Here is a 16946-nt window from a genome sequence, read left to right on the forward strand (position 1 = left end):
TGCGCCCAACACGCCCCAGGGCTAGCCTCGCCCGCACGACCCACCGACCAGCACTTCCAGCCATGGGGCTGGGCGCCTATGCTGACCGCAACAACCAGGCAGATGATCGCACTATGCATACCCCTTCCGTCCCTGTAAATGACGAGCAAAAAGGCGCGGCGATCGCCGATGACAAGCGCTGGAACACCCGCGCGCTGATCGTTGACGACGATGTGCCGATCCGCGAACTGCTGATCGACTACCTCGCGCGCTTCAATATTCTCGCGACCGGCGTGACCGACGGCGCAGCGATGCGCCAGGCCATGCAAGCCGAAACCTTTGATGTGGTGGTGCTCGACCTGATGCTGCCGGGCGAGGATGGGCTGTCGCTGTGCCGCTGGTTGCGCGCCGAATCGGACATCCCGATCCTGATGCTCACCGCCCGCTGCGAGCCCACCGACCGCATTATCGGCCTGGAACTGGGGGCCGACGACTATATGTCCAAGCCGTTCGAGCCGCGCGAGTTGGTGGCGCGTATCCAGACCATCCTGCGCCGAGTGCGGGATGACCGCACCGAGCAGCGCGCGAATATTCGCTTCGATAACTGGCGGCTTAACAGTGTGTTGCGTCAACTGGTGGCCGACGATGGCCTGGTCGTGCCGCTGTCCAACGCCGAATTCCGCCTGCTGTGGGTGTTTATCGAGCGCCCGCGTCGGGTATTGAGCCGTGAGCAATTGCTGGATGCCGCCCGTGGCCGTTCGATCGAAGCCTTTGATCGCAGCATCGATCTGCTGGTGTCGCGCCTGCGGCAAAAACTCGGGGATGACCCGAAGGCCCCGCAACTGATCAAGACTGTGCGCGGCGAAGGCTACCTGTTCGACGCCCGGGATATCGGCTGATGCGGGCCCCCTTCAACACGCTGTTCGGGCGGCTGTTCGGCGTGTTGCTGGTGGCAATTGTGCTGGCCCACCTGCTGGGGTTCTTCTGGTTTCACCATTACGGTCCGCCGCCGCCACCGCCGCAGGGCACTTTCGTCGAGCAGCCGGACGGCACGATGAAGCTGTTGCCCAAGCATAAGCGCTCTTGGTTCAACGGCCCGGCAGTGCCACTGACGTTCCAGTTCATCTCGCTGATCATCGCCGCCTGGTATGGCGCCAAGTTGCTGAGCCGACCGATCCAGCGCCTGAGTGAAGCCGCCGAACGCCTGAGCCTGGACCTCGACAGCCCGCCCCTCGACGAACTGGGCCCGCGAGAGGCCAAGCAGGCAGCATCGACTTTCAACCTGATGCAGCGACGCATCCGCGAGCAGGTCAGCCAACGCGCACGCATGCTCGGTGCCGTCTCCCACGACCTGCGCACCCCGCTGTCACGCCTCAAGCTGCGCCTGGAGCAGATCGACGACGTCAAGCTGCAAGGCCAGATGCGCCAGGACCTGAATGACATGATCGGCATGCTCGACGCCACGTTGAGCTACCTGCACGAACAACGCACCAGCGAAACCCGGCATTGGCTGGATGTGCAGGCGCTGGTGGAGTCGTTGAGCGAGAACGCCCAGGATCAGGGCTCCGATGTGCAATTTGCCGGCACCTGCGCGCCCTTGCAGGTGCAACCGATGGCCTTGCGTTCGTGCCTCAACAACCTGATCGACAATGCCCTGCGCTATGCCGGCACGGCGCGCGTCGAGTTGTCGGACAGCCGCGATGCGTTGGTCATCCGCGTGATCGACCATGGCCCGGGCATTGCCGCCGACAAGCGTGAGGCCGTGTTCGAACCGTTCTATCGGCTGGAAGGTTCACGCAATCGCAATTCCGGCGGCGTCGGCCTGGGCATGACGATTTCCAAGGAAGCCGCCGAGCGCCTGGGCGGCAGCCTGACCCTGGAAGAGACCCCGGGCGGCGGCTTGACCGCCGTGATGTGGCTGCCCCGCGCCTGAACGCAGGCGCCGGCAAGCCGGCTCCTACGGGTTATGAACGGGTGTCTTCGCGCCGCCCTTGCGCCTGGGTTGCACTCCAATCCATCAGCAGGCTGTACGCCACTGCCAGTAAGGTCGGGCCGATGAACAGGCCGATAAAGCCAAAGGCAATCAACCCGCCAAATACCCCAAGCAGCACGATCACCAGCGGCAGGTTGCCGCCACGGCTGATCAGGTAAGGCTTGAGCACGTTGTCCACGCCGCTGATGATGAACGTGCCCCACACCCCCAGGAACACCGCGTAGGTGTAGTCGCCCTTCCACGCCAGCCAGGCCGTGGCCGGGATCCACACCAGCGGCGGGCCCATCGGGATCAGGCTGAGCAGGAAGGTGACGATGCCCAGCACCAGCGCGCCCGGGACACCGGCGATCAGGAAGCCGATCAGCGCCAGCAAGGCCTGGGCAGCCGCCGTACCGATCACACCGTTGACCACCCGTTGTACCGTGCCGGCCACCAGTTCGATGTAGTAACCGGCACGCTCGCCGATCAACCGCTCCAGCAGACGGTGTACGAATACGGCCAGGCGCGGCCCGTCACGGTAGAAGAAGAACACGAACACCAGGCTCAGGGTCAGTTCGAGGATGCCGCCGCCGATCTGTGCACTGCGCGCCAGCAACCAGTTACCGACCTGCCCCAGGTACGGCTTGATGCTGACCATCAGCGCCGCGCCCTGCTGGTCGATGCTGTCCCACATCGCCACCAGCCGCTCGCCAACCACCGGGATCGAGCCCAGCCACGCGGGGGCTTCGGGCAAGCCGTCGACCTGAATATCCTTGATCAACGCCACGGCATCACGCACATGATCCGCCAGGTTGAAGCCCAGCCACACCAGCGGTACCGCCACCAGCAGCATCCAGACCAGGGTCAGGATCCCGGCCGCCAGGGATTCACGGCCGCCCAGCGCGCGCGTGAGCAAGCGCATCACCGGCCAACTGGCAAACGCCAGTACCGCGCCCCAGAACAGCGCCGACCAGAACGGCGCCATGACCCAGAAGCTGGCACCGAACAGCACCAGCAGCAGGATTTGCACCAGCAGGCGATCGTTATTGAGCATGGGGTATCTCTAGAAAAAGGCTGTAGGAGGAGAGCTTAGGCGAACGGCACGGGTCCGTCCGCCTTGTAACGGTCAGCGTATCAGATGCAGGTGCAGGCCTTTGGCTTCAGCGGTGCCGGTTTCCATGCGCGCGGCGCGCACACCTTTGTCGACCAGGGCTTGGCGCCAGGCTTCGGCACTGGCGCCGGTCAGGCTGACGCGCAACGTGGCGTCCAGGTTCAAGCCGCGGGAGATCAGGGTCAGCCAGGTGTCGTCAGGCTCGCCGCCCAACGTGGGGAAATCCAGCTCGCCAGTGCTTTTCAACTCGCGCAACAGGGTCGCCGAGGTGGGCAGCAGGTCGCCCAGTGGCGCGTTGGCGTCCAGTTGTTCCACATGCAGATAGGCGCGGCGATTGCCGCGGGTGATGCCGTACAGCGCCACCAGCGAATTATCCTGCGGGGCTGCGAGACGCAAGAGCAGGTATTCCTGCTGGCCATCGGCGCCCATCAGCTTGGCATTGCCGAACACTTCGTTGGCCCACAGGCTGCTCTCGCCGCAATCGCGGGCCTGGCACCAGAACAACAGTTGCGCCCCCTTGGCCTGCAACGCTTCGCGGGTCGCGGTGAACGCGGCGCTGGAGGTGTGCTCGGCGGGCAGTTCATAGGTGATCGCCGTGGCTTGCCCACGGGCGGTGGCCTGGCCCTCGTAACGCAACTGGCCGCTGATCTTGCGGATCGCGCCCATGGGGTAGATGCGTTCCTTTTCTTCAGCGGGGCGGTAATCCACGATTTGTGCGTCGACCTGGCGAGCTACGCTGGGCAGGTCCTGACTGCCCGGTGCGTCGGCGGCGAATACCAGAGGGCTGAAAGCACACAGCCCGAGGAAGCGGATACATCCTTTACCCAGGCTCATCGGATCGGTGAGCCCTGGCCATTGGAGGTCGCAGCGGTGTTGAGATCGTACATGGTTGACTCCCTTTCAATCCGCCCAGCCTCGGCAGTTGACCGCGCCAAGTCAAGGCGTGGAGAAGAACCGATTGAAACAGTCTGCAACAAGAGCTGCGCCGGGCTCATCATTCAAGTGTAAATGATGGCCGCCCGGCAGCGTGGTGACCGAGAAAGGCAGCTGAGAAAGCAATTCGGAATGTTTCGCCAGCATGCCGTCGGCGGCGACCACCAACTGTGTCGGGCACGCCACACGCCGCACGAAAGCCATCGCCTGCTCATCCGTCAGACGCATCGGCGATGCCAGCGTCAGGCGGCTGTCCGTGCGCCAGGTATAACCCCCTGGTACCGGCATCAAACCGCGCTGGGCCAGCAGTTCGGCAGCTTCCCGGCTGACGGCCACCACGCCTTTCATGCGCGCTTCAACCGCCCGATCCAGGGTGCCGTAGACCGGCTTGCGCTTGTCCTGCAGGTTCAATTGCGCCTGCAAGGCCATGCCCAGCCGCTCGGCGGCAGTCTCGCCGCTGGCGGTGGGCGGGACTACGCCGTCGATCAATCCCAGGTGCGTAATGCGCTCGGGCAAGGCTCCGGCCAGTACCAGCGAGACGATGGCGCCGAGGGAGTGGCCAAGTAATGCAAAACGTTTCCAGCCCAACTGTTCGGCCACTTGCAGCACGTCAAACACGTAATCCCACAAGGCATACCCGGCGCCTGCAGGACGATGCGCCGAGTGTCCATGCCCGGCCATGTCGAGGGCGACAATGCGCAAGCCGGCAAGCTTCGGCGCCAGGCGCGCGAAGCTGTTGGCGTTATCCAGCCAGCCATGCAGGGCGATCACCGGCACGCCGTCCTCGGGGCCGAACAGATGGGCCGCCAACTCGATATGCGGCAGGCTCAAGCGCACTTCTTCGACGGGCGTACTCATGCGCAACTGCGCTCGCGGGCTTGCCAGCGGGCAAACAGGTTCTTGATCAGGGCCGCGGTGTCCTGTGGGCGCTCAAGGGGGAACATGTGGCCGCCGGGCATGGTGAGCATTTCGCCCATGGGCAGGCGCCCGACGCCGCTGGCATGGTGACGCATCACCACCCTGCTCTGCCGGCCGCGCACCACCGCCAACGGCACTTTCAATTGACGCACTTGGCCCGGGCTGGTGTGGGGCACGCCTCGGTAGATGCTGATTTCGGTGGCCGGGTCGAAGCGCAGGCGCAGGCGATCGCCGACCTGCTGCAGGCCATGTTGCAGGTAAGCGTCAAAACATTCGGGGTCGAAGCCGCGAAACAGCGTCTTGCCGGCAAAGTAGCTGCGCGCGGCGTCCAGGTCGGAAAACTCTTCACGCCGACCCAAGGTGCGCCCGGCCGGGGTCAGGCGGTCGATAAAGCCAAAGCGCTTGGCGGCGCGAATCACCCAGCGGTCGGCGCGGGTCAGCACCGGCGAATCCAGCATCACCACCCCGCGGTACAGCTGCGGGCAGCGCATGGCCGCGTGCAAATGCAGCACGCCACCGAGGGAATGGCCCACGCCCCACACCGGTTCCGGTTGCTGCTCAAGATGGTGGATCAACTCGTCCACCAGGTTCTGCCAGTTATCGTCCACCGGAAACCGGGGGTCGTGACCGTGCTGCGGCAGGTGAGCCACCGCGTATTCCGGGGCCAGGGCGGCGAACAGCTTGCCGTAGGTGGCCGAAGGAAACCCATTGGCATGGGCGAAAAACACGTGCTGCGACATAGCGGACCCATCGACAAATACAGAGATTGATTGTCACCACGCCGGCGCTCCACAGCAATGACTGTAACCGCCAGGAATGGTGACACTCACGCCACGCCTATCGCGCCGGCGGGTTCTCGCCCAGCGGCACCACCGCCATGGTCAGGCGCGATACGCAACTGGCCTTGCCGTCGTCGCTGGTCAGGCGAATGTCCCACACCTGGGTGGTGCGGCCGATATGGATGGCCCTGGCCACCGCCGTCACGCGACCGCTGCGCACACCGCGCAGGTGGTTGGCGTTGACCTCAAGGCCGACGCAATAGAACTTGCTCGGGTCGATACACATGTAGGCCGCCATGGAGCCGACGCTCTCGGCCAGCACCACCGACGCACCGCCATGCAGCAGGCCATAGGGCTGATGGGTGCGGTGATCGACCACCATGCTGGCGGTCAGGGACTCATCGTCAAAACTTTCAAAGCGGATATCCAGCAGTTCACCGATGGTGTTTTTCTGAATCGCGTTGAGTTGCTCGATATTCGGTTGGGTGCGCCACAAGCTCATACACAGTGTCCTTATTGGTTTTATTACGCCCCTAATCCTGCCACACAATCGCCTCGGTGCGCGCGCTCCAGTCGGGGAACTGTGCGCCGTAAGTCGACTCGATCACGTTGCGCTTGATCTTCAAGGTCGGGGTCAGGAAGCCGTTCTCCACTGCCCAGTTGTCCTTGACCACCACCAGTTGGCGCAAGCGCTCATGCTTGTCCAGCACCGCGTTGACCTGTTCCAGCCAGCGCTCCAGGCTGGCCTGCAACGCGTGCCTGTCCTGGCCCGGGGCCGACAGCACGCACAAGCCCATCGGCGCCGTCAGGCCATCGCCGACCACGCACACCTGCTCGATGCGCGCGTGCTCGGCCAGGCGGTTTTCAATCGGCGCCGGGGCCACGTACTTGCCTTTGCTGGTCTTGAAGATTTCCTTGAGTCGCCCGGTCAGGCGCAGGCGGCCGTCGGCGTCCTGCTCGCCCTTGTCACCGGTGCGCAGGAAACCGTCGGCAGTGACGGTTTCGGCGGTCTTATCCGGGTCCTTGAAATAGCCGAGCATGGTCGCACCGCTGCGCACCTGCACTTCGCCGGTTGGGTCGATACGCACCTCGACCTCCGGGCACGGCAGGCCGATCCAGCCGAGGGTCTGCTGGCCGGGGCGGCAGACGTGGGAGTAGCCACAGCTTTCGGTCATGCCATACACCTCAAGCACATCCAGGCCCAGGCGCTGGTACCAGCGCAGCAACGCCTCGGGCACCGGCGCTGCGCCGGACAGCGCAATGCGCAATGCATCCAGGCCCAAGCCTGCCAGCACTTTGTGGCCCACGCGCTTGCCGATAAACGGCAGGCGCAGCAAGGTGTCGAGGCGTTTTTGCGGGATCTTGGCGTAGACGCCCAGCTGGAATTTGGTCCAGATCCGCGGCACCCCGAACAGCGCGGTCGGCCTGGCCCTGCGCAGGTCAGCCAGGAAGGTGTCGAGGCTTTCGGCGAAAAACACGGTTTGCCCAGTGTAGATCGCCGCCATTTCCACAAACATCCGCTCGGCCACGTGGCACAGCGGCAGGTAGGACAGCAGGCGGTCGTCCTCGCCCAAACCGAACAACGCGGTGCCGCGCGTGGCCGCAAAACCCAGGGCGCCAAAGCTGTGCATCACGCCTTTGGGCAGGCCGGTGGTTCCTGAGGTGTAGATGATGGTGGCCAGGTCCGACGCGGCGGGCAGCGGCTCATCCTCAATCGGCGGACAGGCTTGCAGGTCGTCCCAACTGAAGTCGAATGCGCCCGCCGGGCATAGCGGCAGGCTAACTGTCGGCACGCCTGCGGGGACCCCGGGGGCCATGGCGGGCCAGTCGTCGAGTTTGCCGATAAACACCAGGGCCGCCTCGGAATGGGTCAGCACATGGGCGACGGAGTCGGCAGTCAGGTTGGGGTACAGCGGCACCGAGACATGCCCGGCCATCCAGATTGCCAGGTCGGCGATGATCCAGTGGGCACAGTTTTTCGAGATCAGGGCAATGTGCGAACCGGCGGGCAGCTCGCGCGCGCGCAGCCAGTGCGCGGCGCAACGGGCCTGGTGGCCGACTTCGCCCCAGGTGAGGGAGTGTACGACTCCCCCGCCAACGGGCTGCACCAGCAAAGTCTTGCGCGGATGACGCGCTTCACGTTCGAAGAAGACCTGCAACGGCAAACGAAAAGCGACGGGCATGGGACGCGCTCCTTTGTGGTCCGACGATAGCCAACCAAGCACTTGCTCGGTTGACTATATAGCACACACAAAGCCGCGATAACGCCTACGGATTGTTCACGCTGACCAGGCTCATCAGCCCGGCCAGCGGGAAGTCGCCTTCCAGTTCCGCCAGACTGGCGGTATACATCGGCTGCGGCTGGCGCAGATGGCCATGCTGCAGAAAGCTGATCAAGCTGCCGACCAGCGGCTGATGGCTGACCAGCAGCACGTTGTCATCGGTGTCGAGCTTTTCCAGCACCTGCTGCGGGTTGCCGTCGGGGGTCAGCCACGGCACCGTGCGAATCTCGGGTTGAAAGCCCAAGGCCTCGCGCACCAGGTGCGCGGTCTGCTGCGCCCGCACATAGGGGCTGGCGAGGATGGCACTGAGCGGCTGGCCGATCAGGTGCGCAGCACTGCGCAACACTTCGGCGCGGCCATGCTCGGTGAGGTTACGCTCGGCGTCCGACCGTGCATGCCCTTCGGCCTCGCCGTGGCGCAAGACCCAGAGCTTCACAGTTTCGGCTCTTCATCGCGTACCGGGTGCGGTGCCGGCGGCACGCTGTGGGCGGCCTCGCCCTCAGGTGCACGTGGGGTTGGCCAATCGGCGAAAGGCCAGGGCTTCTGCTCGGTATGGAAGCTGCCGAAACGGCCGATCTGCGCGAGGAATTGGCTGAGGCTGTCGCCGAAGTTCATCAGGCCCAGGTTCGGGGCGCCGTAGACCAGGCGGTAGATCAGTTGCACCACCACCAACGCGCCGAGCAGGAACTGCGCGACTTGCCACACCAGGGCAAACACCAGCATCCACAGGATGCGCAGGGCAATCGACTCGTACTTGGGGGCTGCTTTGGGATCGTTCATGACGCGCTCCTCAGTTGAAACCACTGGTGGAAATAAAATCGACATCGGTTTTAGGCTCGGCCCGCATCAACAGCTCGATGACCTGGTTCAAGGTGCGCCCTTCGAACAGGATCGCGTGCAGCCCGGCGACCAGCGGCATGTACACGCCGACTTCCTGGGCCTTGGCCTTGAGCACCTTGAGGGTGTTGACCCCTTCGGCCACTTCGCCGAGCCGCGTCACCGCGTCGTCCAGGCTCAGGCCCTGGCCGAGGGCGAACCCTACCTGGTAGTTGCGGCTTTTCGGCGACGAGCAGGTGACGATCAAGTCGCCCACGCCCGCCAGCCCGAGGAAGGTCATCGGGTTGGCGCCCTGGTTCACCGCAAAGCGGGTCATTTCTGCCAGGGCGCGGGTGATCAGCATGCTCTTGGTGTTTTCGCCCATGCCCAGCGCCACGGCCATGCCGGCGATGATCGCGTAGACGTTCTTCAACGCGCCGCCCAGCTCGACGCCAAAGCGGTCACTGCTGGCGTAGACGCGGAAGGTGCGGCCATGCAGCACCGCCTGCACGCGCTCGCACAACGCTTCATCTTCGCTGGCGATCACGGTGGCGGTCAGCGCGTGCTCGGCCACTTCCCGCGCCAGGTTCGGCCCGGAGAGCACGCCGATGCGCGCCTGCGGGGCGATCTCTTCGAGGATCTCGCTCATCAGCTTGAAGGTCTGCGCCTCGATGCCCTTGGTCAGGCTGACCAGCAGCTTGCCCGCCAACCGGTCGGCGTGCGGCGCCAGCACCGAGCGCAAGGCGCTGGAAGGCAGGGCGACGAAGCACAGGTCGCACTCGGTCAGGGTGGCCAGCAGGTCTGTGACCGGCTCGACCCCGGGAAGAATCTTGATGCCCTTGAGGTAACGCGGATTTTCGCGGTGCACCCGAATGGCCTCGGCCTGCTCGGGATCACGCATCCACTGCCGTACCGGATGGCCGTTCTCGGCCAGCAGGTTAGCCACGGCGGTACCAAAACTTCCGCCTCCCAGGACCGCAATAGGGCGCTGTTCAGTCATATGCAATCCGTTAATCCATACCAGTGGCGATGGCGGCATTATACGGAGCGACCCGCTTGCGGCCAGCCCCCGTATCAATTCGTACGCTTGTCGGAAAATGCCGCGCGCGGGTGAAGTAATTGCAAGTCCGACGACTGGCAAAAGACCCTACCTCAGTTAACATGGGCGGCTATCCGTAATTATCAAGGCCGTGCCGTGTATTTGGGCCCTCCTCCCCGTTCATCTCTGTGGCTGATGCTGTTGTGCAGTGCACCGGTATTGGCCGACGACCTGTTCCTCGACAGCCAGCCGCTGCCGCAAGTGTTGACCGCCACGCGCCTGAAGCAATCGGCCGCCGCGGTGCCCGGCAGCATGACCGTGATCGACAGCGAGCTGATCAAGGCCAGCGGCGCACGCGACATCAGCGAACTGCTGCGCCTGGTACCGGGGATGATGGTCGGCTACACCACCGGCAACCAGGCGGCAGTGAACTACCACGGCACCAGCGCCAGCGATGCGCGGCGCATGCAGGTGCTGATCGACGGCCGTTCGGTGTACCGCGCCGGCCTGGCGACGGTGGACTGGAGCGATATTCCGGTGGCCATGGAAGACATCGAGCGCATCGAGGTTTTTCGCGGGCCCAACACCGTCAGTTACGGCGCCAACGCATTGATGGCGGTGGTCAATATCCTCACGCGCTCGCCGACCAACAGCCATGGTTCAAGGGTCAAGGTGGTGCGCGGCGAACGGGGCATCAATGACTTCTATGCCAGCCAGGGCGTGGGCTGGGAAACCGGCGACCTGCGCTTGTCGCTGTCCGGCCAGCAGGACGACGGTTTCGACACTGACGCCAGCGGCGCCGATCGCCGTGACAGCCGCCGCCTCAACCGCTTCAGCCTGGCGGTGAGCCAGACGTTGAATGCGCAGCAGAGTATCGACTGGCAACTGGATGCCAAGGAAGGCACCAATCAACGGCCTTATACCTACACCCCGGTCTTCGCCGGTATTACCGAAGGCGGTAACAATTCCGACGTCAAGTCCAAGGACTATGCCGGCTCCCTGCGCTGGAATTTCGACTTCAACCCCGACCACAGCCTGTACATCCAGGGCTCTGCGCAACAGTGGGACCGCCAGCAAGTCTGGAAGGCCTGCGACGCCAAGGTCTCGTTCAGTCCGGAACTGACCCAGTTGTGGCAGATGAACCCCAACTACGCCGAGCTGCTCGCCCGCCACATGGACACCTACAGCCAGGGCAGCGCACCACCCGGCAGCGCCGCCGAGCAAGCGCTGGCCAACCGGGTGCTGGACCAGTGGCGCGACGGCAACAACCAGAGCGTGTGCGGCGATATCGACCAGAGCACCCGCGAAAGCCGCTACGACATCGAGGTCCAGGACACCCTCAGCCTGTCCGACAGCCTGCGCCTGGTCAGTGGTATGAATTATCGCTACGACCGGGCCGATTCCGACACCTACTTCAACGGCACCCTGGACGACACTACCTGGCGCCTGTTCGGCCAACTGGAATGGCGCGCCAGCGAACATTGGCTGCTGCAGGGCGGCGCGATGTATGAAGACACGCACCTGAGCGGCAACTCGCTGACGCCACGGGTGGCGGTCAACTACCTGATCAACCCGCGCCATGGCCTGCGCGCGGTGTACTCCGAGGCAATCCGCTCGCCGGACATGTTCGAAAACAATGTCAACTGGAGCTATCGCGTCACCAACCTCAGCTCCCCGGCCTATGGCCAGACCAGCGGCCAGTACTTCGTGAAGACGCGCGGCCCGGGCAACCTCGACAAAGAACTGATGCGCTCGCGGGAACTGGGCTACAACGGTTTCTTTGCCGATATCGGGCTGAACATGGACGTCAAGCTGTTCTACGACGAAATCACCGACATGATCAGCTCGCCGCTGCGCAACAACCAGTACATTGCCAGCAACGCCAACAGCGCACGGTTCAGCGGTGCCGAATCGCAATTCGACTGGCGCATGAGCAACGCCGACCGCCTGCGGCTCACCTATGCTTATGTGGATGCCAGCTCCAGCAATCCGCTGGACAAAGCGCAGACCGCGCGTAACAGTGGCTCGGCCGGCTGGTTGCGCGAATGGGGCCACGGCTGGTCCAGCGCGCTGTTCTACTATGGCGACGACGCACTCAACCAATATCGCTTCGAACGGGTCGACCTGCGCGTGGCCAAGCGTATTGCCCTGGGCAAAGCCAACGTGGAGCTGGCCGGCATGCTGCAACAACGCCTCGATAACCAGCCCACGACATGGGCCGATAACAATTACGACCACCGTCACGTACTCTACTTCAGCGCGGAGTTAGAGTTCTGATATGGGCGACTCGTCACGGATGACCTTCTTCTTTATTGACCTCTACACACTCTGCCGGCGCAGCGTGCTGCTGGCCTGCCTGTTGCTGGCCACACCGGCCTGGAGTGCCGAGATCCTGTTGACCGCCGCCGAGGACGGTGCCGGCGTGCAGGCCTTTACCAAGGCCCTGGCCGAGCAACGACCGCAGGACCACGTCACCTTCACGCCCCTCAAGGACCTGCCGGCCCCCAGCCACCTGCCGGCCACGACCCGCCTGATCCTGCTCGACCTGCCCGGCCTCGACTGGCGCCTGCAGGACGCGCAGGGCCCGCCGACCCTGGTGCTGCGCATCAGCCGCCTGCAAGCCCATGAACGGCCGGGCAGCACCCAGCATCCACGCATTACCCTGCTGTGGAGCGACCCGCCGCTGGAGCGCCAACTGCGCCTGATCAACAATATCCTGCCGCAAGCGCAGCGCATTGGCGTGCTCTACAGCGCCGACAGCGAATTCCTGCTGCCCGAGTTACGCCAGCAGGCCACGCTGCTGGGCCTGGAAATCGTGCCACAGCGCTGGGACAACATTAACGACAGCCGCCCGCTGCAATCGCTGTTCAGAAACAGCGACGTGCTGCTCGGCCTCGACGATCCACAACTCTACAACCCGAAAACCGCGAAGAACCTGTTGCTCAGCAGCTACGCCCAACAATTGCCGTTGGTGGGGCCGAACGCCGGGTTCGTGCGGGCCGGCAGCCTGGCCAGCACTTACAGCGACCAGGCCGACTGGCTGAGCGTGCTCGACCATTTGCTTGAACAACCGCCCGCCACCTGGCCGCGCGCGCTGTACCCGAGACACTTCAAAGTCGTCGGCAACCCGCAAGTTGCGCGCTCACTGGGCATCGAACAGGTGGACGACGCCAGCGTCGCCGCCCGATTGGCCGAAGGAGAAAAACACCCATGACCTTGCGTCGTCGTTGGGACATCAACACCCGCACCCAGCTCATCACCCTGGGCCCGGCGCTGTTGCTGACGTTGCTGTTGATCAGCTTCTTCACCTTCGTGCGTATCCAGGACCTGCGCCAGGAACTCGACCACACCGGCCAACTGATCGCCAACCAACTGGCGCCGGCCACTGAATACGGGGTGATTTCCGGCAACAACGACGTGCTCGACAGCCTGCTGCGCGCCACGCTGGCCACGCCCCACGTGCGCTTCCTGGAGATCCAGGACAGCAGCGAGAACATCCTCGTCTACGTCGAGCAGCCCTCGGAAAAACATGACCGCTCGCTGTCGGTGAAAGTCTTCCAGGCGCCGATCCGCCTCCAGCATATCCAGCTGGGCAACGACTTTTTCCAGGACAATCTCAACGAACCCAAGGCACCCCGCGCGGACTACTTGGGCCGGGTGATTGTCGGCATGTCCAACGACGCGTTCAGCCAGCGCCAGCAGGAAATCCTGTTCAAGGCCGGGATCCTCGCGCTGTTCGCCCTGCTGTTTACCTTCCTGCTCGCACGGCGCCTGGCCGCCAGCCTGTCGCAGCCGATCAGCGCCATGGGCCACGCGGTGAAAGCCATCCAGCAAGGCGACTACAAGACGCCGCTGCCGATTGTCGATGACTCGGAACTGGGCGACCTGTCGCGGCATATCAACAACCTCGCCGAAGGCCTCAACCAGGCCAGCCGCGAACAGCAACAGGCCATGGCGCAGTTGATCCAGACCCGCGAGGAGGCCGAGCGCGCCAACAACGCCAAGTCGGACTTCCTGGCGATGATGAGCCATGAGCTGCGCACGCCGATGAACGGCGTGCTGGGCATGCTGCAGTTGCTGGAAACCACCGAGATGACCGAGGAGCAGACCGAATATGCGGCGCTGGCCTCCGAGTCCACCGAGCACCTGCTCAAGGTCATCAACGACATCCTCGACTTCTCGCGCATCGAGCGCGCCGCCCTCGAGCTGGAGCACATTCCGTTCAACCTGGCGGACCTGATCAACAGCTGTGCCCAGGCCTTCCAGCACAGCGCCCAGCAGCGCGGGTTGGCGTTGCAACTGCCGATCCCGCCCGGCATGGACACCCTGCGGGTGCAGGGCGATCCGACGCGTATCCGCCAGATCCTGGTGAACCTGATCGGCAATGCGCTGAAGTTCACCGAGCACGGCACCGTCAGCGTCGAGCCCCATTGGCAGACCCTGGACCATGAACTGGTGTGGTTCACCTGCACCGTGCGCGACAGTGGCATCGGGATTTCCGCCGAACGCCTGGAATTGATGTTCGATGCCTTCCAGCAGGCTGACAGTTCCATTTCAAGACGTTACGGCGGCACCGGCCTCGGCCTGCCCATCGCCCGTACCTTGGCCGAGCGCATGGGTGGCACTTTGCGCGCCCAGAGCGAAGAAGGCCGTGGCTCGGTGTTTACCCTGGAAATCCCGCTGGCCGTCGACCAGCACAGCGTGCCGGCGATTGCCGCCAACGCCGAAGGCAAGACCAGCGCCGGAGAGGGTCGCCATGTGTTGCTGGTGGAGGACAATCCGGTGAACCGCACGGTGGTCGAAGCCATGCTGCGCAGCCTGGGCTTCCAGGTCAGCCTGGCCACCGACGGCGCCGAGGCGATCCGCAGCGCCGAGAGCCTGATTTTCACTGCGATCCTGATGGATTGCCGGCTGCCGCTGATCGACGGCTATGAAGCGACCCGCCAGATTCGCCAGTTGCCGGGCTGCGCCGACCTGCCGATTATCGCCCTCACCGCGAACGCCCTGCAGGGCGACCGTGAGGCGTGTCTCGCAGCGGGAATGAACGATTACCTGGCCAAGCCGTTCAAACGCACGGATTTGCAGCAAATACTGCAGCGTTGGGTGCAATAGCGCCGCGCCATCAGCCACTTCCGACTGGCGTGAAAGACGAAAGTGCGGCAGTCTTAGGCACCCAAACGGGCCGATAAACAGGCCCGGTTTAAAATTTCAGTGAACAAGTGTACATTCAGTACCTTGCCGCTGTGACTTTCACTACAACGCAATAGTCTATGTGTAGGCTGCCGACATGAGGCATGAACGCTTCATTCGGTTCGGGAAGATTTGCCCTACCCTGCCGCATGGGATTATTGAGGAGCTCGCATGACCAAACAAAACGCCTTTACTCGGGAAGACCTGCTGCGCTGCAGTCGCGGTGAGCTGTTCGGCCCAGGTAACGCGCAACTGCCCGCCCCGAACATGCTGATGGTGGATCGCATCACCCATATCAGCGAAGAGGGTGGCAAGTACGGCAAAGGTGAATTGGTCGCCGAGCTGGATATCACCCCGGACCTGTGGTTCTTCGCCTGCCATTTCGAAGGCGACCCTGTGATGCCGGGCTGCCTGGGCCTCGACGCCATGTGGCAGCTGGTCGGTTTCTTCCTCGGCTGGCAAGGCCTGCCGGGCCGCGGCCGTGCCCTGGGTTCGGGCGAAGTGAAGTTCTTTGGCCAGGTCCTGCCGACCGCCAAGAAAGTCACCTACAACATTCAGATCAAGCGCGTCCTCAAGGGCAAGCTGAACCTCGCCATCGCCGATGGTTCGGTGAGCGTCGACGGTCGCGAGATCTATACTGCCGAAGGCCTTCGGGTCGGCGTATTCACTTCCACTGACAACTTTTAAGGGTTATCCGCATGCGCCGCGTCGTTATCACTGGTCTGGGCATCGTTTCTTGCCTGGGCAATGACAAAGAGACCGTCACCGCTAACCTGCGTGCAAGTCGCCCTGGCATCCGCTTCAACCCGGAATATGCCGAAATGGGTCTGCGTAGCCAGGTTTCCGGCTCCATCGACCTGCCCCTCGAAGAACTGATCGATCGCAAGATCTACCGCTTCGTCGGCCACGCTGCCGCCTATGCCTACCTGGCCATGAAAGACGCGATTGCCGACTCCGGCCTGAGCGAGGACCAGGTTTCGAACGTACGCACCGGCCTGATCGCCGGTTCGGGCGGCGCATCCACCCTGAACCAGATGGAAGCGCTGGACATCCTGCGCGAAAAAGGCGTCAAGCGTGTAGGCCCTTACCGCGTCACGCGGACCATGGGCAGCACCGTTTCCGCCTGCCTGGCCACGCCATTCCAGATCAAGGGCGTGAACTACTCGATCTCCTCCGCCTGCGCGACCAGCGCCCACTGCATCGGGACTGCCGTTGAGCAGATCCAGCTGGGCAAGCAGGACATCGTGTTCGCCGGCGGCGGTGAAGAAGAACATTGGAGCCAGTCGTTCCTGTTCGACGCCATGGGCGCACTGTCCACCCAGTACAACGAAACTCCGGAGAAGGCCTCCCGCGCCTACGACGCCAAGCGTGACGGTTTCGTCATCGCCGGCGGTGGCGGCATGGTGGTGGTCGAGGAGCTGGAACACGCCCTCGCCCGTGGCGCCAAGATCTACGCGGAAATCGTCGGCTACGGCGCGACCTCCGACGGCTACGACATGGTTGCGCCAAGCGGTGAAGGCGCCATCCGTTGCATGCAGATGGCCATGTCCACCGTGGATACCCCAATCGACTACCTGAACACCCACGGCACGTCGACTCCGGTCGGTGACGCCAAGGAAATGGAAGGTGTGCGTGCGGTATTCGGCGACAAGGCGCCAGCCATCAGCTCCACCAAGAGCCTGTCCGGTCACTCCCTGGGCGCCGCCGGCGTTCACGAAGCGATCTACTGCCTGCTGATGATGGAAGGCAACTTCATGGCCGGTTCGGCCAACATCGACGAGATCGACCCGGTCGTCGCCGATATGCCGATCCTGACCAAGACCGTCGAAAACGCCAAGATCGACACCGTGATGAGCAACAGCTTCGGCTTCGGTGGCACCAACGCCACCCTGGTACTGAAACGCTGGCAGGGTAAGTAAGACCTGTA

16 protein-coding genes are annotated in these 16946 nt (G+C 63.7%); 7 read left to right on the forward strand and 9 right to left on the reverse strand.

What is annotated here, in order from left to right; translation table 11 throughout:
- Nucleotides 1-113: 113 nt before the first annotated feature.
- Together C9990_RS22045 and C9990_RS22050 are read left to right on the forward strand one after the other, a co-directional pair.
- A complete protein-coding gene (locus tag C9990_RS22045; protein ID WP_065901925.1) occupies nucleotides 114-878 on the forward strand; it encodes a response regulator in 765 nt (254 codons plus the stop codon).
- Complete coding sequence (locus C9990_RS22050) at nucleotides 878-1912, forward strand: HAMP domain-containing sensor histidine kinase (RefSeq protein ID WP_065901483.1); 1035 nt, start codon at nucleotides 878-880, stop codon at nucleotides 1910-1912. The genes C9990_RS22045 and C9990_RS22050 overlap by 1 nt, the downstream gene beginning before the upstream one ends.
- A gap of 31 nt (nucleotides 1913-1943) precedes the next feature.
- Here C9990_RS22050 and C9990_RS22055 read toward each other — a convergent pair whose 3' ends face one another.
- From C9990_RS22055 to C9990_RS22095, 9 genes are all read right to left on the reverse strand, one after another.
- On the reverse strand, nucleotides 1944-3005 hold the full coding sequence (locus C9990_RS22055; RefSeq protein ID WP_065901486.1) for an AI-2E family transporter: 1062 nt from the start codon (nucleotides 3003-3005) through the stop codon (nucleotides 1944-1946).
- Nucleotides 3006-3077: 72 nt separating this feature from the next.
- Entirely contained in the window at nucleotides 3078-3896 is an 819-nt protein-coding gene (locus C9990_RS22060) for a DUF4892 domain-containing protein (protein WP_106804678.1), read from the reverse strand.
- A 102-nt stretch (nucleotides 3897-3998) separates the two neighbouring features.
- A complete protein-coding gene (locus C9990_RS22065; protein ID WP_106804679.1) occupies nucleotides 3999-4853 on the reverse strand; it encodes an alpha/beta hydrolase in 855 nt (284 codons plus the stop codon).
- The gene (locus C9990_RS22070; protein WP_106804680.1) at nucleotides 4850-5653 is read right to left on the reverse strand and encodes an alpha/beta fold hydrolase; all 804 of its coding nucleotides are present in this window, start codon (nucleotides 5651-5653) and stop codon (nucleotides 4850-4852) included. The genes C9990_RS22065 and C9990_RS22070 overlap by 4 nt, the downstream gene beginning before the upstream one ends.
- Nucleotides 5654-5750: 97 nt before the next feature.
- Nucleotides 5751-6194 (reverse strand): hotdog fold thioesterase, encoded by a 444-nt coding sequence (locus C9990_RS22075; protein WP_106804681.1) that lies wholly within the window; start codon nucleotides 6192-6194, stop codon nucleotides 5751-5753.
- A gap of 31 nt (nucleotides 6195-6225) precedes the next feature.
- Nucleotides 6226-7875, reverse strand: a complete 1650-nt coding sequence (locus tag C9990_RS22080; RefSeq protein WP_106804682.1) for an AMP-binding protein — start codon at nucleotides 7873-7875, stop codon at nucleotides 6226-6228.
- Between the two features lie 85 nt (nucleotides 7876-7960).
- Nucleotides 7961-8410 (reverse strand): phosphohistidine phosphatase SixA, encoded by a 450-nt coding sequence (gene sixA / locus C9990_RS22085; protein ID WP_065901506.1) that lies wholly within the window; start codon nucleotides 8408-8410, stop codon nucleotides 7961-7963.
- Complete coding sequence (locus C9990_RS22090) at nucleotides 8407-8754, reverse strand: DUF4389 domain-containing protein (RefSeq protein ID WP_017846785.1); 348 nt, start codon at nucleotides 8752-8754, stop codon at nucleotides 8407-8409. Before C9990_RS22090 ends, sixA begins: the two co-directional genes overlap by 4 nt.
- A gap of 10 nt (nucleotides 8755-8764) precedes the next feature.
- Nucleotides 8765-9790, reverse strand: a complete 1026-nt coding sequence (locus C9990_RS22095; RefSeq protein ID WP_106804683.1) for an NAD(P)H-dependent glycerol-3-phosphate dehydrogenase — start codon at nucleotides 9788-9790, stop codon at nucleotides 8765-8767.
- Between the two features lie 195 nt (nucleotides 9791-9985).
- On the opposite strand from C9990_RS22095, the gene C9990_RS22100 reads away from it, so the two are divergent.
- The 5 genes from C9990_RS22100 (at nucleotide 9986) to fabB (ending at nucleotide 16938) form a co-directional block, all read left to right on the forward strand.
- Nucleotides 9986-12106: a TonB-dependent receptor domain-containing protein gene (locus tag C9990_RS22100; protein ID WP_318300315.1), complete on the forward strand. Its 2121-nt coding sequence runs from the start codon at nucleotides 9986-9988 to the stop codon at nucleotides 12104-12106.
- A gap of 1 nt (nucleotide 12107) precedes the next feature.
- On the forward strand, nucleotides 12108-13043 hold the full coding sequence (locus C9990_RS22105) for an ABC transporter substrate-binding protein (RefSeq protein ID WP_106804685.1): 936 nt from the start codon (nucleotides 12108-12110) through the stop codon (nucleotides 13041-13043).
- Nucleotides 13040-14941 (forward strand): ATP-binding protein, encoded by a 1902-nt coding sequence (locus C9990_RS22110; protein ID WP_106804686.1) that lies wholly within the window; start codon nucleotides 13040-13042, stop codon nucleotides 14939-14941. The genes C9990_RS22105 and C9990_RS22110 overlap by 4 nt, the downstream gene beginning before the upstream one ends.
- A gap of 249 nt (nucleotides 14942-15190) precedes the next feature.
- Nucleotides 15191-15706: a 3-hydroxyacyl-[acyl-carrier-protein] dehydratase FabA gene (fabA, locus tag C9990_RS22115; RefSeq protein WP_010211704.1), complete on the forward strand. Its 516-nt coding sequence runs from the start codon at nucleotides 15191-15193 to the stop codon at nucleotides 15704-15706.
- A gap of 11 nt (nucleotides 15707-15717) precedes the next feature.
- On the forward strand, nucleotides 15718-16938 hold the full coding sequence (gene fabB, locus C9990_RS22120; protein ID WP_017134470.1) for a beta-ketoacyl-ACP synthase I: 1221 nt from the start codon (nucleotides 15718-15720) through the stop codon (nucleotides 16936-16938).
- Nucleotides 16939-16946 lie beyond the last annotated feature (8 nt).

The organism is Pseudomonas sp. S5D5, from assembly GCF_003013355.1.
GTDB classification, from domain to species: domain Bacteria; phylum Pseudomonadota; class Gammaproteobacteria; order Pseudomonadales; family Pseudomonadaceae; genus Aquipseudomonas; species Aquipseudomonas aylmerensis.

Bases quoted from the DNA above. Each gene is read 5' to 3' on its own strand.
- C9990_RS22095 (WP_106804683.1), bottom strand. From the start codon at position 9,790: ATGACTGAACAGCGCCCTATTGCGGTCCTGGGAGGCGGAAGTTTTGGT.
- C9990_RS22090 (WP_017846785.1), bottom strand. From the start codon at position 8,754: ATGAACGATCCCAAAGCAGCCCCCAAGTACGAGTCGATTGCCCTGCGC.
- C9990_RS22045 (WP_065901925.1), top strand. From the start codon at position 114: ATGCATACCCCTTCCGTCCCTGTAAATGACGAGCAAAAAGGCGCGGCG.
- fabB (WP_017134470.1), top strand. From the start codon at position 15,718: ATGCGCCGCGTCGTTATCACTGGTCTGGGCATCGTTTCTTGCCTGGGC.
- C9990_RS22055 (WP_065901486.1), bottom strand. From the start codon at position 3,005: ATGCTCAATAACGATCGCCTGCTGGTGCAAATCCTGCTGCTGGTGCTG.
- C9990_RS22105 (WP_106804685.1), top strand. From the start codon at position 12,108: ATGGGCGACTCGTCACGGATGACCTTCTTCTTTATTGACCTCTACACA.
- C9990_RS22070 (WP_106804680.1), bottom strand. From the start codon at position 5,653: ATGTCGCAGCACGTGTTTTTCGCCCATGCCAATGGGTTTCCTTCGGCC.
- C9990_RS22075 (WP_106804681.1), bottom strand. From the start codon at position 6,194: ATGAGCTTGTGGCGCACCCAACCGAATATCGAGCAACTCAACGCGATT.
- fabA (WP_010211704.1), top strand. From the start codon at position 15,191: ATGACCAAACAAAACGCCTTTACTCGGGAAGACCTGCTGCGCTGCAGT.
- C9990_RS22050 (WP_065901483.1), top strand. From the start codon at position 878: ATGCGGGCCCCCTTCAACACGCTGTTCGGGCGGCTGTTCGGCGTGTTG.
- C9990_RS22065 (WP_106804679.1), bottom strand. From the start codon at position 4,853: ATGAGTACGCCCGTCGAAGAAGTGCGCTTGAGCCTGCCGCATATCGAG.
- C9990_RS22080 (WP_106804682.1), bottom strand. From the start codon at position 7,875: ATGCCCGTCGCTTTTCGTTTGCCGTTGCAGGTCTTCTTCGAACGTGAA.
- C9990_RS22060 (WP_106804678.1), bottom strand. From the start codon at position 3,896: ATGAGCCTGGGTAAAGGATGTATCCGCTTCCTCGGGCTGTGTGCTTTC.
- C9990_RS22110 (WP_106804686.1), top strand. From the start codon at position 13,040: ATGACCTTGCGTCGTCGTTGGGACATCAACACCCGCACCCAGCTCATC.